Annotated in this window: 19 protein-coding genes; 7 read left to right on the top strand and 12 right to left on the bottom strand. The window is 72.8% G+C overall.

Going from position 1 to position 21,245, the window contains the following annotated elements; genetic code table 11:
* Positions 1-167 precede the first annotated feature (167 nt).
* The 6 genes from ACZ4VW_RS06900 to ACZ4VW_RS06875 form a co-directional block, all read right to left on the bottom strand.
* Complete coding sequence (locus tag ACZ4VW_RS06900) at positions 168-1,085, bottom strand: ECF transporter S component (RefSeq protein WP_467959198.1); 918 nt, start codon at positions 1,083-1,085, stop codon at positions 168-170.
* Positions 1,082-3,004, bottom strand: coding sequence for an ABC transporter ATP-binding protein (locus ACZ4VW_RS06895; RefSeq protein ID WP_467959196.1), 1,923 nt, complete (start codon positions 3,002-3,004; stop codon positions 1,082-1,084). The genes ACZ4VW_RS06900 and ACZ4VW_RS06895 overlap by 4 nt, the downstream gene beginning before the upstream one ends.
* On the bottom strand, positions 3,001-4,092 hold the full coding sequence (locus ACZ4VW_RS06890; protein WP_467959194.1) for an energy-coupling factor transporter transmembrane component T: 1,092 nt from the start codon (positions 4,090-4,092) through the stop codon (positions 3,001-3,003). Before ACZ4VW_RS06890 ends, ACZ4VW_RS06895 begins: the two co-directional genes overlap by 4 nt.
* Positions 4,089-4,796: an SCO2322 family protein gene (locus ACZ4VW_RS06885; RefSeq protein ID WP_467959192.1), complete on the bottom strand. Its 708-nt coding sequence runs from the start codon at positions 4,794-4,796 to the stop codon at positions 4,089-4,091. The genes ACZ4VW_RS06890 and ACZ4VW_RS06885 overlap by 4 nt, the downstream gene beginning before the upstream one ends.
* A complete protein-coding gene (locus tag ACZ4VW_RS06880) occupies positions 4,793-6,049 on the bottom strand; it encodes a prenyltransferase/squalene oxidase repeat-containing protein (RefSeq protein WP_467959190.1) in 1,257 nt (418 codons plus the stop codon). The genes ACZ4VW_RS06885 and ACZ4VW_RS06880 overlap by 4 nt, the downstream gene beginning before the upstream one ends.
* Positions 6,050-6,334: 285 nt before the next feature.
* Positions 6,335-7,372, bottom strand: coding sequence for an MBL fold metallo-hydrolase (locus ACZ4VW_RS06875; protein ID WP_467959188.1), 1,038 nt, complete (start codon positions 7,370-7,372; stop codon positions 6,335-6,337).
* A 130-nt stretch (positions 7,373-7,502) separates the two neighbouring features.
* Between ACZ4VW_RS06875 and ACZ4VW_RS06870 the strand changes: the two genes are divergently transcribed.
* From ACZ4VW_RS06870 to ACZ4VW_RS06860, 3 genes are all read left to right on the top strand, one after another.
* On the top strand, positions 7,503-8,972 hold the full coding sequence (locus tag ACZ4VW_RS06870; protein ID WP_467959186.1) for an aldehyde dehydrogenase: 1,470 nt from the start codon (positions 7,503-7,505) through the stop codon (positions 8,970-8,972).
* Positions 8,972-9,205, top strand: coding sequence for a ferredoxin (locus ACZ4VW_RS06865; RefSeq protein ID WP_467959184.1), 234 nt, complete (start codon positions 8,972-8,974; stop codon positions 9,203-9,205). The genes ACZ4VW_RS06870 and ACZ4VW_RS06865 overlap by 1 nt, the downstream gene beginning before the upstream one ends.
* Before the next feature lie 405 nt (positions 9,206-9,610).
* Complete coding sequence (locus tag ACZ4VW_RS06860) at positions 9,611-10,549, top strand: hypothetical protein (protein WP_467959183.1); 939 nt, start codon at positions 9,611-9,613, stop codon at positions 10,547-10,549.
* Positions 10,550-10,557: 8 nt separating this feature from the next.
* Here the strand turns inward: ACZ4VW_RS06860 and ACZ4VW_RS06855 are convergent, their stop codons facing one another.
* Positions 10,558-11,202 (bottom strand): TetR family transcriptional regulator, encoded by a 645-nt coding sequence (locus tag ACZ4VW_RS06855; RefSeq protein WP_467959181.1) that lies wholly within the window; start codon positions 11,200-11,202, stop codon positions 10,558-10,560.
* Positions 11,203-11,409: 207 nt separating this feature from the next.
* On the opposite strand from ACZ4VW_RS06855, the gene ACZ4VW_RS06850 reads away from it, so the two are divergent.
* The 3 genes from ACZ4VW_RS06850 (at position 11,410) to ACZ4VW_RS06840 (ending at position 14,622) form a co-directional block, all read left to right on the top strand.
* Positions 11,410-12,753, top strand: coding sequence for a glycosyltransferase family 4 protein (locus ACZ4VW_RS06850; RefSeq protein WP_467959179.1), 1,344 nt, complete (start codon positions 11,410-11,412; stop codon positions 12,751-12,753).
* A gap of 61 nt (positions 12,754-12,814) precedes the next feature.
* On the top strand, positions 12,815-13,546 hold the full coding sequence (locus ACZ4VW_RS06845) for a class I SAM-dependent methyltransferase (protein ID WP_467959177.1): 732 nt from the start codon (positions 12,815-12,817) through the stop codon (positions 13,544-13,546).
* The gene (locus tag ACZ4VW_RS06840; protein ID WP_467959175.1) at positions 13,543-14,622 is read left to right on the top strand and encodes a prenyltransferase; all 1,080 of its coding nucleotides are present in this window, start codon (positions 13,543-13,545) and stop codon (positions 14,620-14,622) included. The genes ACZ4VW_RS06845 and ACZ4VW_RS06840 overlap by 4 nt, the downstream gene beginning before the upstream one ends.
* A 127-nt stretch (positions 14,623-14,749) precedes the next feature.
* Here ACZ4VW_RS06840 and ACZ4VW_RS06835 read toward each other — a convergent pair whose 3' ends face one another.
* Positions 14,750-15,043 carry a hypothetical protein gene (locus tag ACZ4VW_RS06835; RefSeq protein WP_467959173.1) on the bottom strand — a complete coding sequence of 98 codons (294 nt, stop codon included), beginning with the start codon at positions 15,041-15,043 and terminating at the stop codon, positions 14,750-14,752.
* A 111-nt stretch (positions 15,044-15,154) separates the two neighbouring features.
* On the opposite strand from ACZ4VW_RS06835, the gene ACZ4VW_RS06830 reads away from it, so the two are divergent.
* The gene (locus ACZ4VW_RS06830) at positions 15,155-15,724 is read left to right on the top strand and encodes a hypothetical protein (RefSeq protein ID WP_467959171.1); all 570 of its coding nucleotides are present in this window, start codon (positions 15,155-15,157) and stop codon (positions 15,722-15,724) included.
* Between the two features lie 39 nt (positions 15,725-15,763).
* Here ACZ4VW_RS06830 and ACZ4VW_RS06825 read toward each other — a convergent pair whose 3' ends face one another.
* From ACZ4VW_RS06825 to ACZ4VW_RS06810, 4 genes are all read right to left on the bottom strand, one after another.
* On the bottom strand, positions 15,764-17,830 hold the full coding sequence (locus ACZ4VW_RS06825; RefSeq protein ID WP_467959169.1) for a pectinesterase family protein: 2,067 nt from the start codon (positions 17,828-17,830) through the stop codon (positions 15,764-15,766).
* A gap of 318 nt (positions 17,831-18,148) precedes the next feature.
* Positions 18,149-19,159 (bottom strand): LLM class F420-dependent oxidoreductase, encoded by a 1,011-nt coding sequence (locus ACZ4VW_RS06820; RefSeq protein WP_467959167.1) that lies wholly within the window; start codon positions 19,157-19,159, stop codon positions 18,149-18,151.
* A gap of 99 nt (positions 19,160-19,258) precedes the next feature.
* Positions 19,259-20,098, bottom strand: a complete 840-nt coding sequence (locus ACZ4VW_RS06815; RefSeq protein WP_467959165.1) for a DUF5336 domain-containing protein — start codon at positions 20,096-20,098, stop codon at positions 19,259-19,261.
* A 90-nt stretch (positions 20,099-20,188) separates the two neighbouring features.
* Positions 20,189-21,079 (bottom strand): N-acetylmuramoyl-L-alanine amidase, encoded by an 891-nt coding sequence (locus ACZ4VW_RS06810; RefSeq protein ID WP_467959163.1) that lies wholly within the window; start codon positions 21,077-21,079, stop codon positions 20,189-20,191.
* Positions 21,080-21,245 lie beyond the last annotated feature (166 nt).

Below are 21,245 nucleotides of genomic sequence, written 5' to 3'. Positions count from 1 at the left end.
GCTGCTGCCTGGCGACGTCCACCAGACAAGCAGGGCTGGAACGCCGATGCAACGACCCCTGGTACGAGGCGGAATCGGACCCGGGGGCGGAAGGCGGGTGCCGCGAGTCTGATGTTTTCGCAGGTCACGGCATGCTATGGGGTAATTTGGCGGGGTATGCCCTACTCCTATTTCGCTTCGTACGTGACGTAGGTCCTGTGGGGCGCCTCACCCGAAGCGGGCCCTTCCGGGGCCCCGAATGTGACCTGGGCCTCGAAGTTCGCACGGCGTGTGGCCCGCCGGAGGGCCTTCAGGAGCGTCCCGCCGACGGTCAGCGTGAGGACGACGGTGAGCGCGGCCCGGCCGAGGTCCCAGCCGAGAGAGGTGGCGAGGACGTAGGCGAGGAAACGGACCAGGTTCTCCTGGGCGGGGTCGCCGGGGACGAAGGAGACTCCCGTCCCGAGACCGGCCACCGTGACCCAGCCGTACAGATTGGTGACGGTGCCGTACGCGAACGCCGCCAGGAACCCGTACGCCGACAGCATCAGCAGCTCGGCCCGGCCCCGGACCCGCACCGGTCCCGGCAGCAGGCCCGCGCCCATCGTGAACCAGCCCATCGCCAGCATCTGGACCGGCATCCAGGGGCCCACACCGCCCGTGAGCAGGGCGGACGCGAACATCGTCACCGCGCCGAGGACGAAACCGAAACCCGGCCCGAGCACCCGGCCGCTCAGCACCATGAGGAAGAACATCGGCTCCAGGCCGGCCGTACCCGCCCCGAGCGGCCGCAGCGCCGCCCCCACGGCGGCCAGCACGCCCAGCATCGCGACCGCCTTGGCGTCCATCCCGCAGTCGGCGATGGTGGCGACCACGACCGCGATGAGGAGGGGCAGCAGGGCGGCGAAGAACCAGGGGGCGTCGGCGGCGTGCGTGGTCACGGCGGAGGAGCCGTCCGCGAAGAGCGGCCAGCCGATGGCGATCAGTCCGGTGAGGGAGACCAGGACGAGGGCCGCGACGGAACGGGGACCGAGCCGGACGGGCCCTCGGACCGGGGCGGCCTCCCTCCGCGGTCGCCCGGCGTCCTCCGCCGCCGCGCCCCTCTTCACAGCGCCTCCCTGACCTGCTCGACGGTGAGCCACGGCTGCGGGGCCAGGATCTTCGCGACCTGCGGGGAGAAGGCGGGGGAGGAGACGACGACCTCCGCCGTCGGACCGTCCGCCACGACCTCACCACCCGCGAGGATCACCACCCGGTGCGCCACCTCGGCGGCCAGCTCCACGTCGTGGGTGGCGAGCACGAGGGCGTGACCGGCGGCGGCCAGCTCGCGCAGATGCGCGACGAGACGGGCCTTGGCCGCGTAGTCCAGTCCGCGGGTCGGCTCGTCGAGGAGCAGGAGCGGAGGGCGGCCGGTGAGGACGACGGACAGGGCGAGCGCGAGGCGCTGGCCCTCCGACAGGTCGCGGGGGTGGGTGGCGTCCGCCACGCCCGGCAGCAGCTCGGACACCAGGGACCGGCAGGTCCCCGGCGCGGCGCCGGCGTCGGTGTCGGCGGCGGAGCATTCGGCGGCGACGGTGTCCGCGTAGAGCAGATCGCGCGGTTCCTGCGGTACGAGACCCACCTGGCGGATCAGCTCGCGCGGGTCGGTCCGGTGCGGGACGCGGCCGCCGACGAGGGCGGTGCCGGAGGTCGGCGGGATCATGCCGACGAGTGCGTTGAGCAGCGTGGACTTGCCGGCGCCGTTGCGTCCCATGAGCGCGACGGTCTCGCCGGGGGCGACGGCCAGGTCGACGCGCCGCAGCGCCTCGACGCGGCCCCGGCGGACGCCGAGGGCGCGGACGTCGACGAGGGCGCGGACGTCGACGAGGGTGGTGGGCTCGGGGGCGGGAACGCCGGCCCGGGGGCGCCGCCGGAAGAGGGGGAGCCCCCCACCCCGCCCCTTCCCGAGACCCTGCCAGGGGCTGGGGTGTGGCTGATCTCCGGGAGCTGCGGCCCCCGCCCCCTGCTGCGCGGCAGCCTCGCGCCGCAGCACACGGGCCTCTGCCCCTACGGGTCCCCGTATGCCGGTGCCCTGCTGGGGCTGGACGTCCGGGGGCGCGGGGTGCGGGGAAACCGGCCCCGGGGAGGTCTCGTGCTGGGTGGTGGGGGCCTGGGGGCCGGGTCCCCCGTCACGGGAAGGGGAAGTGTGGGGGCCGGGTCCCGCGGGGGCCGGTGCCGGGAGGCGGTTCTGCAGGCGGGCGCGCACGTCGCCCGCGCGGCGGCGGGCGTCGCGGACCGTCAGGGGGAGCGGGGTCCAGCCCGCCAGCCGGCCCAGGGCCACCACCGGGGGGTGCACCGGCGAGATCGCCATGATGTCGGCCGGTGGGCCCATGACCCCCTCCGGCAGCAGCAGGACCTGGTCGGCGTACTGCACCACCCGCTCCAGACGGTGCTCGGCCATCAGGACCGTCGTGCCGAGGTCGTGCACCAGGCGCTGCAGGACCGCCAGGACATCCTCCGCCGCCGCCGGGTCCAGTGCGGACGTCGGCTCGTCGAGGACCAGGAACTTGGGGTGCGGGGTCAGCACCGAGCCGATCGCCACCCGCTGCCGCTGGCCGCCGGAGAGCGTGGCGATCGGCCGGTCGCGCAGCTCCGCGAGGCCCAGCAGGTCCAGGGTCTCCTCCACCCGGCGTCGCATCACCTGCGGCGCGAGGCCCAGGGACTCCATCCCGTACGCCAGCTCGTCCTCGACCGTGTCCGTCACGAAGTGCGCGAGCGGGTCCTGGCCCACCGTGCCGACCACGTCCGCCAGTTCGCGCGGCTTGTGCGTCCGGGTGTCCCGGCCCGCGACCGTGACCCGGCCGCTCAGCGTGCCGCCCGTGAAGTGCGGGACGAGCCCCGACACCGCGCCGAGCAGTGTCGACTTGCCGACTCCCGACGGGCCGACCAGCAGGACCAGTTCACCCTCCGGGACCGTCAGGTCCAGGTTCCTCAGGGTGGGCTCGCCGGCATCCCCGTACGTCACGGAGACGTTCTCGAACCGGATCACGAAGACTCCTCGGGTACGGGGGCGACGATCGCGGGCGCCAGGCCCACCAGCAACGACACGGCGGGCCACAGCGGAAGTTCCGGCGCCACCAGGGGAACGACCCCGGGATGCAGCGCCTCGTACGCGTAGCCGTTCGCCCAGATCATCAGCGCCGCCACCGCCACGCCCGAGCCGGCGACCAGCCACGCGCGGGCCCCCCACCGGTCGGGCCGGTACCGCGTCCGTACCGCCCGGCGCCCGCCGAGCCGGAGCCCGGCCAGCGCCGTGACCAGCCCGGCGACGACCAGCGGCAGCCCGTACCCGGCGCCCTGCGCCGCCAGCAGTCCGTACGAGCCGGCGCACACCCCGAGCAGTCCGCCCAGCGTCAGGACGTTCGTCGTGCGCCGCACCGCCGCCGGCACCTGCGCCGTCCGCCCGTAACCGCGCGCGTCCATGGAGGCCGCCACCGCGATCGACCGCTCCAGCGCGCCCTCCAGGACGGGCAGCCCGATCTGGAGCACCGCCCGGACGCCGCCCGTCGGCCGCCCACGCAGCCGCCGGGCGGTCCGCAGCCGCACCACGTCCGCGACCATGTTCGGCGCGAAGGTCATCGCCACGACGACGGCGACCCCCACCTCGTACAGCGCGCCCGGCAGCGACTTGAGCAGCCGCGCCGGATTGGCGAGCGCGTTCGCCGCGCCCACACAGATCAGCAGCGTCGCCAGCTTGGCCCCGTCGTACACCGCGAAGACCACCTGCTCGGCCGTCACCCGGCCCCCGATCCGTACCCCTTGCGCCCACGCGGGCAACGGCACCTCGGGCAGCGCGAACAGCTCGTGCGAGCCGGGGATCGGCGAGCCGAGGACGACCGAGAAGACCACCCGCAGGACCACCACGAACAGCCCCAGCTTCACGAACGCACCGTACGAGCGCGCCCAGGGCGCGTCCGTACGGCGGGCCGCGACGACATAGCCCGCGACCCCGACGATCAGGCCGAGGAGCAGCGGGTTGGTGGTACGGGAGGCGGCCACGGCCAGCCCGAGCGCCCACAGCCACCAGGCGCCGGCGTGCAAGGCGTTGGAGCGGTTCGCCTCGGGGGCACGGATCATGCGCGGCGGCGCGCCTTCCAGATCGCGGCGCCACCGAGCGCGAGGACGGCCGCACCGCCCACGACGATCCCGGCGGAGGGACCGCCGCCGCCGCCGTCACCGTCGGCGGTGTCGCCGCCCGCCGTCGCGGTGACCGTCACCGTCGCTCGCGCGGTGGGCGTCCCCGCCGTGGACGTGGGGGTCGTCGGGCCCGTCGCCGCGACCTGTTCGCCGCAGCCCTTCGCCGGGTATCCGGCGATCCCGCAGAGCAGCGCGGCGCTGTCGTACCGCAGCGGCTTCACCACCGCGGCCAGTGCCTCCGCTCCGGTGGCGTCCTCGCGGACCTGCGCGCAGCCGGTCCGCAGCGCCGGTGCGGGCGGCGTCTCGCCCTGCGGGGCGTCCGCCGCCGAGCCGAAGTCGACGACGACCGCGACCCGCTTGGTGCCCGCCTTCTTCTCGACGCCGGTGCAGAGCGCCGAGAAGTCGGGGCGGGCGGAGGGCCGGGAGGCGTCGCCGGTGTCCTCGCTGACCGCGAAGCGGAAGCCGATCGCGTCGCCGTCCGCGGGCTGGGCGGTTGCCGGGCCCTGGGTCGCGTACGCCCACGTCGCGCCGCCGTCGCTCTGCCAGAACGACCAGTAGCGGTACCCGGCGGCCTCCGCCGGAGCGGCGGCGGCCAGCGTGAGGACGACGCCGGCCGCCGCGCCGATCAGCCGGGCGGTCCTCACTTCTTGCGCCCGCTCACCAGGAAGCCGATCCCGACGCCGACGACCATGCCGATGCCGATGATCCACCACACGTCGAAGGAGCCGGAGTCCTCGTTCCCCTCGCTCGCCGACGGGGTCGCGGACGGGACGGCCCGAGGCGCGGGGCCGGTGGCGTTCAGCTCCTTGACGAGGTCGACGGAGCCGAAGGCGCGCGGGTCGGTGCGCATCGCGTTCGCGGCGAGGACCAGCTGGGCGTAGGCGGCGGGCCCGTTCTCCTTCGCCCACGCGGCGGAGTTCTGTCGCAGCCAGGCGAGGGCGCCCTCCGCCTCCTTCGTGGCGCCGCTCGCGGCGAGCGCGACGACGGCGTCGGCCGTGTTGCCGTGGTCGGGGAGCGCCGTGGGGTCCGTGGCGCCGGGCATCGGCGGGGTGTTCAGGTGACCGGTCCCGGCGAGCGCTCCGGCCAGGTAGGAGGCACCGTTGCGGGCGGCCCGCTCGACGGTCGGCTCGGCCAGGTCCGTGCAGATGGGGGTCTGCGGGGGCGTGACGGAACGGGCCGCGATGCTCTTGCCGATCCCGGCGAGCGCGGCGGCCGCGGTGGCGTCGGCGTTCGCGAGGAGCTTGCCGTTCTTGTCGGGCTGGTACGCGAAGGCACCCGCCCCGTCCTTCGTCGCGCAGGGGATGGCGAAGGAGAGCAGCGCGTCGTACGGCGTCCTGCCCCCGGCGGACCTCACCTCGCCCGGCTTCTGGCCCAGCGAGGCGAGGGCGCCGATCACGAGCGAGGTGGAGTTGGCGTCGCTCGGGCTGCCGGGGTTGTAGCCCCAGCCGCCGTCCTTGTTCTGGACGCCCTTCAGCCAGCCCGCGGCGGCGTCGACGGCCTTGCCGAGCTTCTCCTTCTCCGCGCTGCCGGGCTTGACCGCGGAGAGGGCCTGGACGGCGACGGCGGTCGCGTTGGTGTCCAGCATCGTCGCCGGGTCGCAGGGCTTGGCCGGGTCCGGACGGTACGAGGCGAAGGCACCGCTCTCGCACTGCTGGCCGCTCAGCCACGCCACCGCCTGCTCGGCGGGCTGCACGCCCTGGGTCCGCTGGGCGATGAAGGCGAGCGACTGGCGCCAGACACCGTCGTACGTCGGGTCCTTCGTGCCGTAGAGACCGGCGGGGATCGCGGGCGCCGGGGTGGGCGTGGGGGAGGGCGCGGCGGTGGCGACGGGGGCCATGGCGGTGCAGAGCACCGCGGCGGCGGCGAACGCGGCGGCGCCGCGGCGGACGGTGGTCATGCGTGCTGGCCTCTCCTGCGGCCGGGCACCGGCACGCTCAGGGCACCAGGCTCGGCTCCGTATTCCTCGACGGTGCCGGCGGTCACGTCCCGGGCGGGGCATTCCGACTCACCACCCGGAGGTGGTTCACGGTTGCGGGTCAGCGCCGGATTTGCACCGGCTTTCCCCCGTACGGGTGTGATGACGACTCGCACACTCTACCGGCCCGTAGCGTCTGCGAACGGTGGGTGCGAGGCGCCTCACACGCACGCTCCGCGCACCCGCGCCGTCGCCCGGGAGCCACCCTCACACCGCGACGTACGCCACCGGATCCGTGCCCTCCGCCATCTCCGCGCGGCCCAGCTTCACCAGCCGTCGCACATGGGCCTCCGCCTCGCTGACCGCGATGTTCCGGGAGCCGTACGGGATCTGCTCCCAGGGCCGGTTCCACTCCATGCGCTCGGCGAGCTGCCACGGGGTGAGCGGGGTCGCCAGCAGGCCGAGGAGGCCGGTCAGCCGCTCCTCGTGGTGGTCGAGCAGTTCGCGGACGCGGCCGGCCGCGTCCGCGAACGCGTACTGGTGGGCGGGGAGCACCTCGGCGACGCCGAGCCTCCCGATCCGCTCCAGGGAGTCCAGGTAGTCCCCCAGGGGGTCGGTGACGGTGGCGTCGTCCGGGTCCTCGTAGAGGCCGATGTGCGGGGTGATCCCGGGCAGCAGATGATCGCCGGAGAAGAGCCGGCCGTGGCCGGCCAGTCGTGCGGGGTGTTCCTCCTCCAGGTGGAGGCAGACGTGACCGGGTGTGTGGCCGGGGGTCCAGATCGCGCGCAGCCGCCGCCCGGCGAGGTCGAGGAGTTCGCCGGGGACGATCTCACGGTCGGGGAGGGCGGAGCGGAGCCCGGGCAGGGTGCGGGTCCGGCCGCCCGAGCGGGCGGCGCGGAGCGGGGCGATGTGCTCCTCGGGCGCACCGACCGTGGCCAGTTTCCGGGCTAGGTAGTCGAGCCATGTGCCGGGCTCCGACTCGCGGGTGCGGCGGACGACGGCGGTGTCCGCGGCGTGCATCGCGATCCACGCGCCGGACTCCTCGCGGACCTTCCCCGACAACCCGTGGTGATCGGGGTGGTGGTGGGTGATGACGACGCCATGGACGTCCCGTACGGAGGTGCCCAAGGCGAGGAGCCCGTCCGAGAGTTCGGTCCAGGAGGCGGGGTCGTCCCAGCCGGTGTCGATCAGGACGGGGCCCCGGTCGGTGTCGAGGACGTGGACCAGGGTGTGCCCGAGAGGGTTGTCGGGGATGGGGACCTGGATCGACCAGATGCCTCCACCGTGCTCGGTCACCTGACTCATGGGGCCTCATCTCTCCGGATCACCCCGGGACGGCGCGGCGCCTGCTCGGCCATTGCCCACTATAACTAGAACTGGTATCAGTTCTGAGACACAGTCAGAAAACGAGACGGGTTCCTGGAGGCAGTCGGTCATGACCGAGCTTGTGGAGCACGGAAAGCTGTTCATCGGCGGCAAGTTGACCGATCCGCTCGGCGACGGTGTCATCGAGGTGATCTCGCCCCACACCGAGGACGTCATCGGCCGCGTGCCGCACGCCTCCGAGGCCGATGTCGACCGGGCCGTCGCCGCCGCGCGCGAGGCCTTCGACCACGGCCCCTGGCCCAGGATGACCGTCGAGGAGCGGATCGAGGTCGTCACCCGCATCAAGGACGCCATCGCCGTACGCCACGAGGAGATCGCCCGCGCGATCAGCGCGCAGAACGGCTCCCCGTACTCCTGGAGCGTTCTCGCCCAGGCGCTCGGCGCGATGATGGTCTGGGACGCGGCGATCACCGTCGCGCGCGACTTCCCTTACGAGAAGCAGCGTGCCGGTGTCCTCGGGCCGATCCTGGTGCGGCGCGAGCCGGTGGGTGTGGTCGCGGCGGTCGTGCCGTGGAACGTCCCGCAGTTCACCGCCGCCGCCAAGCTCGGCCCCGCGCTCCTCGCCGGCTGCACGGTGGTCCTCAAGCCGTCCCCGGAGTCCCCGCTCGACTCGTACATCCTCGCGGACATCGCGGCCGAGGCCGGGCTGCCCGAGGGCGTCCTGTCCATCCTGCCCGCCGACCGCGAGGTCAGCGAGTACCTGGTGGGGCACCCCGGCGTCGACAAGGTCTCCTTCACCGGATCGGTCGCGGCCGGGAAGCGTGTGATGGAGGTGGCCTCCCGCAACCTGACCCGCGTCACCCTCGAACTCGGCGGCAAGTCCGCCGCGGTCATCCTGCCCGACGCCGATGTGGCCACGGCCGTCGCCGGCATCGTCCCGGCCGCCTGGATGAACAACGGCCAGGCGTGCGTCGCCCAGACCCGCATCCTCGCCCCGCGCGGCCGGTACGACGAGATCGCCGAGGCGTTCGCCGCGGCCGCGGGCGCACTCGTGGTCGGCGACCCGCTCGACCCGGCGACCCAGGTCGGGCCGCTGGTGGCCAGGAGGCAGCAGCAGCGTTCCCTCGACTACATCGCGATCGGCCAGGAGGAGGGCGCCAAGGTCCTCTCGGGCGGCGGCCGCCCGGCCGGCCTGGAGCGCGGCTGGTACGTCGAGCCGACCCTCTTCGGCGGCGTCGACAACACGATGCGGATCGCCCGCGAGGAGATCTTCGGGCCGGTCATCTGCCTCCTTCCGTACGGGGAGGAGAGCGAGGCGCTGCGGATCGCGAACGACTCCGACTACGGGCTCAGCGGCAGCGTCTGGACCGGGGACGTGGAGCACGGCGTCGACTTCGCCCGGCAGGTGCGCACGGGCACGTTCAACGTGAACACCTTCAGCCTGGACATGCTGGGGCCGTTCGGCGGCTACAAGAACTCCGGTCTGGGGCGGGAGTTCGGCCCGGAGGGCTTCGGCGAGTACCTGGAGCACAAGATGATCCACCTGCCGGCCGGGTACGAGGGGTCGGGTGGCGCCTGATGGGAGACCGCTGGCACGTGGAGGTCGACCGCCGGGTGTGCATCGGCTCCGCCATGTGCGTGAACCACGCACCGGACGGCTTCCGCCTCGACTCGGCCCGCCAGTCGCACCCGCGCGCACCGGAGTCGGACGCGAACGAGAAGGTCCTCGCGGCGGCCGAGGGGTGCCCGGTGGAGGCCATCTCGATCACGCTCCTGGACGGCGGGGAGCCGGTCTTCCCTCCTGAGGAATGACCTTCAGGGATGACCTTTCCCGCGAGGCTGTCCAGGCCCGGTGTGACACTCCTGCGGTACACGACAAGCAGTAGTGGGGGACATGCGGGAGACGTGGGGGACGGCTGCCCGGGGGCGGTCGCGGCCGTGATCCCGGTGGCGGCGGCGACCGGTTGTGGTGCTGGGGAGGGGGCCGCGTCGTCCGGGCCGGCCACGTCGTCCGCCCGGCCGGGCGGGGCGGGACAGGCGTTCGGGCGGACGGCGGCGCAGGCAGACATCGACGGGGCCACGGCCGCCGCCGGTCTGCCGGCGCCCGGACGGCCCGAGCCGCTGCCGTCCGACGCCCGGACCACGGCCACGGCAACGGCCCCGGCCTCGGAGAAGGACAGGCTCAAGGCCCGAGCCGCGGCGTGCTCGGCACACTGGATGAGCTCGGAGCCGCTGTTGCGCCGAGATGGCGTCGCGCGCGCGAAGTTCGACACGACCGTCGCCGGACTGGTGGAGCGTGGCTGGAAGACGTCCGCGGACCGGCGCGAGGACAAGGCCGGCGCGAAGGGCGGCATGCTCGGCATGACGCTCAAGAAGAGCGGCTGGTCGCTGATGGGCCGGCATACGGACCTCGGGGACGTGGACATGCTGTCCTTCCAGGCGACGGAGGACGCCTGCATGAACTGGTTCACCGAGCAGGAGTGGAAGCTGATGCTGAGCGGGGGCGAACGCTGGAGCGGACCGGACACGCATCGGCGATCCGTTCTCACGTGCAAAACTATTCCCTTGATCGCGGGGGCAACGGGCTTTCGTGCGCCGGGAATCGGGAGAGTTGTGCGCAAGGCGATGTGGGTGGCCGCGGCCGCCGGTGTGGTGCTGCTGGTCGCGGGCTGTGGCGGCGAGGGCGGCTCGGGCAAGAACAAAGGTGGCTCGTCGTCGGAGTCCACGACCGGTTCCACCACCGGCGGTTCCGAGGCGGGTGGCGGCGAGAGCCCGGACGCCGCCGCCGTGGAGAAGGAGATCGAGGCCGCGGCCACCGCGGCGGGCTTCGTCCGAGACTCCTCGGGCGAGGACGTCCCGGAGGGCCTGAAGACCTGCATGGTGTCCTGGACGGCCGACGCGGAGAAGGCGGCCGACCCCAAGAAGTCCTACGACGCCACGGTCAAGACGCTGTCCGGCGGCGGCTGGTCGGAGGGCGGCCCGGGCACGGAGCAGGCCGGGTCCACGATCAAGACGCTCACCAAGGGAACCTGGTCGCTCAAGGCCAGCAACCACGGCGCCGCCGGGTTCTCGATCGTGATGTTCATCGGTACGGACAACACGCCGCAGTGCGAGGCCCTGTTCAAGGCCGACCTGGAGAAGAACAAGAAGCCGTAACGGCTCGTTCAGACCGCCCCGCGGCCCTCGGCGGCCGCGGGCGCGGTCGTCCCCTCCGGCGCGGTCAGGTCGATCAGCCGGCAGACCGTCTCGATGTCGATCTTCACCTGTGCGATCGAGGCCCGCCCCGACAGCCAGGTGATCAGCGCCGAGTGCCAGGTGTGCTCGATCACCCGTACCGCGGAGAGCTGCTGCGGCGTCGGGTTCTCCAGGCCCATCGCGTCCAAGATGATCGCCGTCGTCAGCCGCGAGACCGTGTCCACCTCGGGGCTCACGCTCCGGTCCGCGAACGTCAGCGCCCGCACCATCGCGTCCGCCAGCTGCGGCTCCCGCTGCAGCGCCCGGAACGCCCGCATCAGCGTCTCCGCCACCCGCTCCGCCGCGTTCTCGGCCGCCGGCGGACGCTTCCGCAGCGTCGTGTGCATGTGCTGGAGCTGGTCCTGCATCGTCGCGACCAGCAGATGGATCTTGGACGGGAAGTACCGGTACAGCGTGCCGAGCGCCACCCCGGCCGCCTCGGCGACCTCACGCATCTGTACGGCGTCGAAACCACCCCGCCCGGCGAGCTGCGCGCTGGCGTGCAGGATGCGGCGGCGACGCGCCTCCTGGCGCTCTGTCAGGGGCGGCGAGGCAGGTCTGTCTTCCGACGTCATGAGGTCCCGTTCCGTGCGGTGGGGGAGCGACAGTATGGCGGGGCTCCGGCCGTGGCGCGAATCACCTGATCCGGCTCTTACAGCGGGGCTACCTGCCGGTAGATTCTGTGCTCCTTGAACGATCAAGAACGATCAAGTCTGAAACTTGTTCTAGATTAGCGCGAGCGGTTACGCTCCCGCGAAACGCAAGCTCGAAGGGGGCCGCGAGTGACCGCTGAGGCCATAGAAGCAGGCCCCCGCCAGGGCGCCGCCCCGGGTGCCCCCGCCGACGGTGACCGTCCGTTGCGGATCGCTCTCCTCACGTACAAGGGAAACCCCTTCTGCGGAGGTCAGGGTGTCTACGTCCGGCACCTCTCCCGCGAGCTCGCCCGCCTCGGCCACCACGTCGAGGTCATCGGCTCGCAGCCGTACCCCACCCTCGACGAAGGCGTCCCGCTCACCGAGATCGCCAGCCTCGACCTCTACCGCTCGCCCGACCCCTTCCGCACGCCGAAGCGGGACGAGTACCGCGACTGGATCGACGCCCTCGAGGTCGCCACCATGTGGACCGGCGGCTTCCCCGAGCCGCTCACCTTCTCCCTGCGCGCCCGGCGGATGCTCGCCGCCCGCCGCGGCGACTTCGACGTCGTCCACGACAACCAGACGCTCGGCTACGGACTCCTCGGCGGCCCCCGGGTGCTCGGCGCCCCGCTCGTCACCACGATCCACCACCCCATCACCGTCGACCGGCAGCTGGACCTCGACGCCGCCGACGGCTGGAAGCGCCGCGCCTCCGTCCGCCGCTGGTACGGCTTCACCCGGATGCAGAAGCGGGTCGCCCGCCGGCTGCCCACCGTCCTCACCGTCTCCGGCTCCTCCCAGCAGGAGATCGTGGACCACCTCGGCGTCCGCGAGGACCGCGTCCGGGTCGTCCACATCGGCGCCGACACCGACCTGTGGTCCCCCGACCCGTCCGTCGCCGAGATCCCCGGCCGGATCGTCACGACCTCCAGCGCCGACGTCCCGCTCAAGGGCCTCGTCCACCTCGTCGAGGCCCTCGCCAAACTCCGTACCGAGAACCCGGCCGCCCACCTCGTCGTCGTCGGCAGGCGCGCCGAGGACGGTCCGGTCGCGCAGGCCATCGAGCGGTACGGACTCCAGGACGCGGTCGAGTTCGTCAAGGGCATCACGGACGCCGAACTCGTGGACCTCGTGCGCTCCGCCCAGATCGCCTGCGTGCCCTCGCTGTACGAGGGGTTCTCGCTGCCGGCCGCCGAGGCCATGGCCACCGGGACCCCGCTCGTCGCCACCACCGGCGGCGCGATCCCCGAGGTCGCCGGCCCCGACGGCGAGACCTGCCTGGCCGTGCCCCCCGGCGACGCGGACGCGCTCTCGGCCGCGCTCGCCCGGCTGCTCGGCGACCCGCACCTGCGGGCCCGGCTCGGCGCCGCGGGACGCGCACGGGTTCTGGCCAACTTCACCTGGGCCAGGGCGGCCCAGGGCACCGCGGACCTCTACCGTGAGGCGATCGCCTCGCGAAGGAGCGCCGCCCGCCGGAGAGCCCGCGGGTGACCGCACCCCGGCTCCACCGTCCCCACCCCCGCACCGCCACCCCTCCGGAAGGGCAGACCCCGTGCTGACCGTCGACTTCACCCGCTTCCCGCTCGCCCCCGGCGACCGCGTGCTCGACCTGGGCTGTGGTGCGGGCCGGCACGCCTTCGAGTGCTACCGGCGCGGCGCCCAGGTCGTGGCCCTCGACCAGAACGGCGAGGAGATCCGCGAGGTCGCCACGTGGTTCGCGGCGATGAAGGAGGCCGGCGAGGCCCCGGCGGGCGCGACCGCCACCGCCATGGAGGGCGACGCGCTCAACCTGCCCTTCCCCGACGAGTCCTTCGACGTCGTCATCATCTCCGAGGTCATGGAGCACATCCCGGACGACAAGGGTGTGCTCGCGGAGATGGTCCGCGTCCTCAAGCCCGGCGGCCGCATCGCCATCACCGTCCCGCGCTACGGCCCCGAGAAGATCTGCTGGACCCTCTCCGACGCGTACCACGAGGTCGAGGGCGGCCACATCCGCATCTACAAGGCGGACGAGCTCCTCGCCAAGATCCGCCAGGCCGGCCTCAAGCCGTACGGCACCCACCACGCGCACGCGCTGCACTCGCCGTACTGGTGGCTCAAGTGCGCGTTCGGCGTGGACAACGACAAGGCGCTGCCGGTGCGGGCGTACCACAAGCTCCTGGTCTGGGACATCATGAAGAAGCCCGCCCTGACCCGGGTCGCCGAGCAGCTGCTCAACCCGGTCGTCGGCAAGAGCTTCGTGGCGTACGCGACCAAGCCCCACCTCCCCAAGGGTGACGCGTGACGAGTCCCGAGCGGATCGCCGAGCACCTGCTCCTGCCTGGCGTCCTCACCGCCGAACAGGCCGCCGAAACCGTCGCCGGGATACTCGCCGGCCAGCGCGAGGACGGCGCGATCCCCTGGTTCCGGGGCCACCACCTCGACCCGTGGGACCACACCGAGGCCGCCATGGCCCTGGACACGGCCGGCGAACACGCGGCGGCGACCCGGGCGTACGAGTGGCTGGCACGCCACCAGAACCCCGACGGCTCCTGGTACGCGGCCTACCACGACGGCGACGCCTCCCAGGTCACCGACCGGGGCCGTGAGACCAACTTCGTCGCGTACGTCGCAGTCGGCGTCTGGCACCACTACCTCGCGACCGGCGACGACGCCTTCCTCGACCGGATGTGGCCGGTCGTCTACGCCGCCGTCGAGTTCGTCCTCGCCCTCCAGCAGCCCGGCGGGCAGATCGGCTGGAAGCGCGAGGAGGACGGCACGGCGGTGGACGACGCGCTCCTGACCGGGAGTTCCTCCATCCACCAGGCGCTGCGCTGCGCGCTCGCCATCGCCGAGGCGCGCGAGGAGCCCCAGCCCGACTGGGAGCTGGCGGCCGGCGCGCTCGGCCACGCGATCCGCAGCCACCCCGAGCGCTTCCTCGACAAGTCGCGCTACTCCATGGACTGGTACTACCCGGTCCTCGGCGGCGCCCTCACGGGCGCGGCGGCGAAGGCCCGCATCGACGCGCACTGGGACGCGTTCGTGGTCCCCGGGCTCGGTGTGCGGTGCGTGCTGCCCAACCCGTGGGTCACCGGCGGCGAGAGCTGCGAACTCGCCCTCACGCTCTGGGCGATGGGGGAGTCCGACCGGGCCCTGGAGATCCTCCAGTCCATCCAGCACCTGCGGGCCGAGGGCGGCATGTACTGGACCGGGTACGTCTTCGAGGGCAAGACGGCCATGTGGCCCGAGGAGCTCACCACCTGGACCGCCGGCTCCCTGCTGCTCGCCGTGGCGGCGCTCGGGGGCGACGAGGCGACGGTGGCCGTGTTCGGCGGGGAACGGCTGCCCGGCGGCCTGGAGCCGGACTGCTGCGGAGCCTGACGCCGGTCCGACATGAGGGGGCGCCGGCTCGACGTCGGGAGACGTCGAGCCGGCGCCGAGCCGCTCACACCGCGTCGGGCGCCGGCCGAACGACGGTCGGGGGACCTCGGCTCGGCGTCGGGGCGCGTCAGTGACGGCGCAGCAGGCGGCCCGCCACCATGTGGCCGACGACGAGGTACACCACGGCGGCGAGACCGTAGCCCGCCACCACCCGTGCCCATGCCTCGTCGAAGGTGAACAGGTCGTGCGACCAGCCCGCCAGCCAGCTCGCCATGTCGCGGACGAAGTCCACGAACCCGTTGGCCCGGTTGGCGCCCAGCAGGTACATCAGGATCCAGAGACCGATGATCGCGGCCATGACATCGGCGACGACGCTGATCACCCTCGCCGCTTGCGTGGTGTTACTCCGTCCGGAAGTCATGCGGCTCGTGTTGCCCCGCGTCGCCGTTCGAAACCCGTTCGGAGTCGCCCGGGTGGTGGGAGCCGGGGCCGGGGGCGAGGCTGACGCCAAAGCCCTCAGGGAGGTCCAGCCGTGCCCACATGCGCCCCGATACGACTGCGCCGCGCCGTCGTCGCCGTGTTCCTGTCCTGTGCGCTGCTCGGGGCCACGGCCGCGTGCGGCGGTGACGGCGAGCCGAACGCGAGCGGCAGCGCGCCGGGGAGCGCGACACCGACGAGCACGGCTTCCTTCGAGCAGCAGCGGCTCGCCAAGACCCGGTTCGTGGCCAACGCGGGCCTCGCGGCGGGCGCCACGTACCAGTGGATCGTCAAGCCGTACCGCGAGGGCAAGTTCAAGAAGGGCGCCGACAGCCGGACCTTCGCCCTGGTGAAGGCGGGCCTCGCGGGCACGTTCGCGTACAACCGGCTCAAGGCGGCGGTGAACAACGCCAAGGGCGACCCGCTGCTGTCGAAGGCGGTGGCGCCGCTGACGGCGGGCATCGACTCGCTGAAGGACCTCGGGACGAAGCTGAGGAAGGGCGAGGCGAGCGAGGCGGACGTCGGCGCGTTCGAGGATGTCATCAAGAACGTGAAGGACGCCGGGAAGAGCGCGGGCGCCGAGGTGACCGAGAAGGTGCCCAGCACCTCCCAACTCGGCGGCTGAGGCGCCTCCGAACCGGCCGGAGGCGCCCGCGCCTCCTCCTCAGGCGGTGGTGGGGTTCCAGCCGCCGAGCCAGTCCGCGACCTCCTGGTCCGCCGCCCGCGCGTCCGTCAGCTGCGGACGGTCGGCGCTCGTCGCGCCCGTGCCCGCTCCCGGGCCGGTGTTCCGGTACTCGGCGAACCGGTCGTCCTTCCAGGAGAAGCCGCCCATGTCGGTCCAGGGCGTGGCCTTGATCGCCGCGCTGAGAGTGCTGTCGCGGACCGTCGTCTGCGGGTCGACGGTCGTGTCCCCGCCGGGGTGCCAGTTCCTGCCCAGGAAGAAGCTGCCGGCCGCCACGTCGCCGTTGACGGTGGAGCGGTTGATCAGGATGCCCTTGCGGCCGGCGGGCGTGCTCGGAGCGGTGACGTACCCCGCCGAGGTGCCGTTCCAGCGCTTCTTGAGGGTGATGACCGACCGGTCGACGACGGCGGTCGCCCGGCCGAAGACGAAGTCGACGTTCCCCGTGATGTACGAGTGGGTGATGTAGACGCGACCGGGCTTGTCCTTGGCGGCGGTCTCCATCTCCAGGGTGTCCTGGTCGCCGTCGACGATGACGCCGTCCAGAACGATCCGGTCGGCGGACGTCAGCACCGCCACCGCCTGCTGGGCGATGTCCTGGTGGCTCGCCTCGTCGAAGTCGTTGGTGACGGTGAGGTTGCGCAGGTGCGAGTCGTCGGACTGGACGGAGACGGTGGCGCTGCCCGGCGTGCCGTAGGTGCCGGAGCCGTCCGGCTTCCGCATCCCGGCCGCGTTGCCGTAAACGATGACGGTGTCCTTGCGGCTGGCGCCGGTGCCCTGGATGGTGACGTGCGGCTTGTTCGGGGGGATCTTGACCGGCTCGCGGTAGGTGCCCGGCTCGACGCGGACGACGACCCGGGCGGGGTTGTTCACCGGGACGGCGTCCACGGCCGCCTGCACCGTCCGGTACTGGCCGGAACCGTCCCGGGCGACGGTGAGGGTGGTGGCGGCGGCCGTGGACGGGGTCGCCGTACCGAGGGAACCGCGCGGGCCCGCACCGGACTTCAGCAGCGCGGGCACGTCGGCGGCCTTGTCGAGGACGTAGCCGTAGAACGCCTTCGGGTCGAAGGCGGTGCCACCGCTCTCGTTACGGCCCCGGCTGGCCGGGAAGAGGTTGCCACGCTGGACGAGGGAGGCGGTGGTGTCCTTGATGACGGGGTTGTTCACGCCCTGGAAGACGGAGTTCTCCAGGACCATCTTCGTCCTCCCGCGCGCGTAGTTGCCGTAGGACGAGGTGATGCCCGTCCCCGCCACGTCCTCCAGGTAGTTGTTGTAGAGGTGGGCGTGGGCGGCGTTGTCCGTGGAGGGGTTGCGCTGCTCGGTCTCACGGATCCAGTTGTGGTGGATCGTGATGTCGGTGACGGAGTTCTCGGTCCACCCGATGCCGAAGGTCTTGTTGTTCTGACTGAGCCTGTTCCAGGAGACGGTGACGTAGGTGCTGTCCTTACGGACGTCGATGAGCCCGTCCGCCATGTGCCGCAGATCGTTGTGGTCGATCCAGACGTGATGGGCGCCGTCCATCTGCACGGCGTCGAAGTCGTGCTCCTTGTCGTTCCAGACGCCCTGGTACGCGTCCCGGATCGTCAGGTTCCTGATGATCACGTTGTGCACGCCCGGCCCGAGGAAGAAGCCGCCCCCGACGATGTGGCCGGCCGTCCCCGAGCCGACGATCGTCTTGTCGGAGGCGACCTTGATCTCCTTGCCGACCGGGTTCATCGTGATCGTCCCGGCGACCACGATGACGTACGGCTCCGGCGCCGTCGCGTACTTCTCCAGATCCGCCGGGGTCCTCACCGTGACGGTCCGGCCGTCCCGGCCTCCGTACGTCCCCCTCTGCCCCAGCGCGTCGACCGACGCGAAGCCGTCGGCGGCGTCCGTCGCCCAGGCCGGTGCGCCGGCGGCCGACGCCGCGGGTGCGGCGCCCTGGCCGAAGAGGCCGAACGTGGCGCCGTAGGCCATGACCCCCGCGGCACCGAGGGCCAGCGGCAGCCCGACGATCAGTCCCGTCCGTCGCCTGCGGTGCCGGGCTCTGGGGGTGCGGTTCTCGCTCACGGTGGATTCCGTTCGTGTGGGGGACGGTTCGCTCCCCTGTCGCCGCCGGGCGGCAGAAGGTTGCCGTCGGGGCCTGCGGCGCCCGCGCGGAAAGGAATTGCCGTGCGTCTGCGGCGATCGGCATGTTCGTGGCCGTGAACACCGCACACGACTCCACCGCCTCCGCCGACGCCACCGTCGCCCTACCGGTCGGCGTCCGCGACCTGCTGCCCCGAGACCTACGCCCAGTACGAGGGCGGCCCTCCGCCTTGCGATCGCACGCACCAGACGCCGCGAGCCCTGCCCTGCGGGCAGACGGCGCTACTTTCCGGACACGGCCTAGGAGTTGAGCTCCGCGAGGACCCGGAGGGTGGCCGGGTCCGGGGCCGTGACCAGCAGGTCGGTGATCGGGCCCTTGCGCCACAGCTCCAGCCGTTCGGCGATCCGCTCCCGGGGGCCGACGAGCGAGATCTCGTCCGCGAAGGCGTCCGGTACGGCGAGCACCGCCTCCTCGCGGCGGCCGGCCGCGAACAGCTCCTGGACGTGCCGGGCCTCGGACGCGTACCCCATGCGGCCCATCAGCTCCGCGTGGAAGTTGCGGGCCGTGTGCCCCATGCCGCCGATGTAGAAGCCGAGCATCGCCTTGACGGGCAGCAGCCCCTCGGCCGGGTCGTCGCAGAGCTGCGCGCGCGCCATGGGGGCGACCAGGAAGGTCTCCGGGAGCCGGTCCGGGAGCGCGTAGACCTCGGCGTACCGCGACGGCGACCAGTAGAGCGGGAGCCAGCCGTCGGCGATCCGCAGGGTCTGCGCGATGTTCTTGGGCCCCTCGGCGCCGAGCAGGACCGGCAGGTCCGCCCGGAGCGGGTGCGTGATCGGCTTGAGGGCCTTCCCGAGTCCGGTGCCGTCGGCTCCGGCGTACGGATGGGAGTGGAACCGCCCGTCGAGCGCGACGGGTCCCTCCCGGCGCAGCACCTGGCGGATCACGTCCACGTACTCCCGGGTCGCGGTCAGCGGGCTGCGGGGGAACGGCCGCCCGTACCACCCCTCGACGACCTGCGGCCCGGAGAGGCCGAGTCCGAGCGTCATCCGGCCGCCGGAGAGGTGGTCGAGCGTGAGTGCGTGCATGGCGGTGGCGGTCGGCGTCCTGGCGGCCATCTGCGCGACGGCGGTGCCGAGCCGGATGCGCGAGGTGTGGGCGGCGATCCAGGTCAGCGCGGTGAACGCGTCGGAACCCCAGGCTTCGGCCGTCCAGACGGAGTCGTAGCCGAGCCGCTCGGCCTCGCGGGCCAGCTCGACGTGGGCGGGGGAGGGGCCGCGGCCCCAGTAGCCGAGCGCGAGTCCGAGACGCATGGCGAAACGCCCTTCTGACGATCCGTCAGTTCACTTCCCGGGGGACTGTACGACAACGGCCCCCCGCCCGGAAGGGCGAGGGGCCGCTGGGTGGAACGCTCAGCCGCGCTGGATGCCGGTCGTGTCCTGGAGGACGCCGCGGCGGCCGTCCTGGGTCTGGGCGACCAGGCCGGGGCCGCGCTGCTCGACCGCCAGGTACCAGGTGCCGGGGGCCAGCTCGGCGATCGGGGTCGGCGAGCCGTCCTCCGCGTACAGCGGACGGGCCACCGGGACCGCGAACCAGAACGGCGCGAAGTCGGCGGCGGGCTGGGGGGCCTGAGCCTGGGCCTGGGCCTGGGCCGGCTGGGGCGCCGGGGTGGCGGCGTGCGGCTCGGGCTGCTGCTGGCCGGGGTACGGCTGGGGCTGCCCGCCGTACGGCTGCTGCTGGGCGCCCGGGTAGCCGTAACCACCGGGGACGCCCGGCTGGCCGTGCTGACCCGGCTGGACACCGTACGGCTGCGGGGTCTGCGGCTTCGGGGCGCCGACGAGCGGGGCCTTCAGCGCCGGGACCAGCGGGCCGGCGATGGCCGCGCCCGCGAGGACCAGGGAGGCGATCAGGCCGAGGACGAGGCCCGCGCCGGCGTTCTCCGACTCGAAGATCCACATCAGGATGGTCCAGGCCGAGGCCACGGTGAACGCGACACCGATCTGGCCCGGCTCCAGGCCGGCCACCTTGCGGGGCTGCGGCATCGCGTGGGAGAGGACGACCAGCGCGGCGCCCACGATGCCGAGGAGGAAGGCACCCCAGCCCAGGGGGGAGAACTCCCACGAGAACGGGGAGTCGACCTTGTCGCAGAAACTGCCTTCACAGCTGGCGTAGCCGAGGAACGAGGCGATGAACAGCACCACCGCTGCACCGATCACAACGCCATCGCCTCGAGTGAGGGAGCGGATATTCACGTAAGAGTCCTTCGTCGGGTCGTCTCGTCGGGGTGGCGCGAAGCACGGGGGCGGCCCCATCGTACGGAGCGAATCTATCGCCCGCCGGTTCTACCCCTTGAGGTAGGTCCCGATGCCGTCCGCGATTCCCTGCGCCGCTTTCTGGCGCCATGCCGCATCGGTGAGGAGTGCGGCATCCTTCGGATCACGCATATTGCCGCATTCGACGAACACCTTGGGAACGGTTGAGAGATTGAGTCCGCCGAGATCCCCGCGCACGTCCAACCCCGTGCCGGAACCGAGGTAGTTGGCCGGCGCGCTGCCGGTCGCGAGGGCGAAGTGGCGGGCGACGGCCTCGCCGAGCGTACGGGAGGGGCCCACGATCTTCGCCGTGTCGGCGGCGCCGGAGTTCACGCGCGCGGGCAGGATCACGTGGAACCCGCGGTGGCCGGTGCCGGACCCGTCGGCGTGCACGGAGACGACGGCGTCGGCGCGGGCCTCGTTGCCCGCCCGCGCGCGCTCGTCGATGCAGGGGCCGTAGGGGCGCTCGGCGTCGTGGGTGAGGACGACCTTCGCGCCCTGGGCCTCGAGGAGATCGCGCAGGCGGCGGGAGACATCGAGGGTGAACGCGGCCTCGGTGTAGCCGGCGTTCGTGGAGGTGCCGGTGGTGTCGCATTCCTTGCGACCCGTACCGATGTCAACCTTTTGGTTGATTTCCCGGGAGTGACGGAAATTGCCGGGGTTGTGACCGGGGTCGACGGCGACGGTACGTCCGGCCAGCGGGCGGTCCTGGGGACGGGCCTGGGGAGCGCTCCGCGTCGGCTCGGCGGTGGAGGCGGTGGAGGCGGTGGAGGCGGTGGAGGCGGGGGAGGAGGCGGAGGTGCCCGTCGCCTTGGCGTCGGCGGCCCCGGGGGCCTGCGACTGCCCGCCGCACCCCGCGAGGGCGGCACAGGCGGTGAGGGCGCTCGCGAGAGCGAGGATCTTCCGGTGGTCGTACGGCACCTTGCGACTCTAACGGGACGCGCCGCCGAACAGTCCTCCGGCGCGGGGTGACTGTGAAGGGTCTGTGGCGGGTATGGGGGAGACGGGTGCGCCGGTGAGGGGAACCGCGCGCACGGACCACGGGAAACCGAGGACCCGTGGGAACTGTGGAAGCTGGGGGAACAGT

It is taken from the genome of Streptomyces sp. NPDC029139, from assembly GCF_055564335.1.
The sequence above is the reverse complement of the archived record's forward strand: the minus strand, read 5'-3'. Positions and strand labels throughout refer to the sequence as shown.

What these genes read in the sequence shown, in the direction of transcription:
- ACZ4VW_RS06860 (WP_467959183.1), top strand. Translation starts at nt 9,611, where the DNA reads ATGAGCTCGGAGCCGCTGTTGCGCCGAGATGGCGTCGCGCGCGCGAAG.
- ACZ4VW_RS06865 (WP_467959184.1), top strand. Translation starts at nt 8,972, where the DNA reads ATGGGAGACCGCTGGCACGTGGAGGTCGACCGCCGGGTGTGCATCGGC.
- ACZ4VW_RS06880 (WP_467959190.1), bottom strand. Translation starts at nt 6,049, where the DNA reads ATGACCACCGTCCGCCGCGGCGCCGCCGCGTTCGCCGCCGCCGCGGTG.
- ACZ4VW_RS06870 (WP_467959186.1), top strand. Translation starts at nt 7,503, where the DNA reads ATGACCGAGCTTGTGGAGCACGGAAAGCTGTTCATCGGCGGCAAGTTG.
- ACZ4VW_RS06875 (WP_467959188.1), bottom strand. Translation starts at nt 7,372, where the DNA reads ATGAGTCAGGTGACCGAGCACGGTGGAGGCATCTGGTCGATCCAGGTC.
- ACZ4VW_RS06835 (WP_467959173.1), bottom strand. Translation starts at nt 15,043, where the DNA reads ATGACTTCCGGACGGAGTAACACCACGCAAGCGGCGAGGGTGATCAGC.
- ACZ4VW_RS06855 (WP_467959181.1), bottom strand. Translation starts at nt 11,202, where the DNA reads ATGACGTCGGAAGACAGACCTGCCTCGCCGCCCCTGACAGAGCGCCAG.
- ACZ4VW_RS06820 (WP_467959167.1), bottom strand. Translation starts at nt 19,159, where the DNA reads ATGCGTCTCGGACTCGCGCTCGGCTACTGGGGCCGCGGCCCCTCCCCC.
- ACZ4VW_RS06890 (WP_467959194.1), bottom strand. Translation starts at nt 4,092, where the DNA reads ATGATCCGTGCCCCCGAGGCGAACCGCTCCAACGCCTTGCACGCCGGC.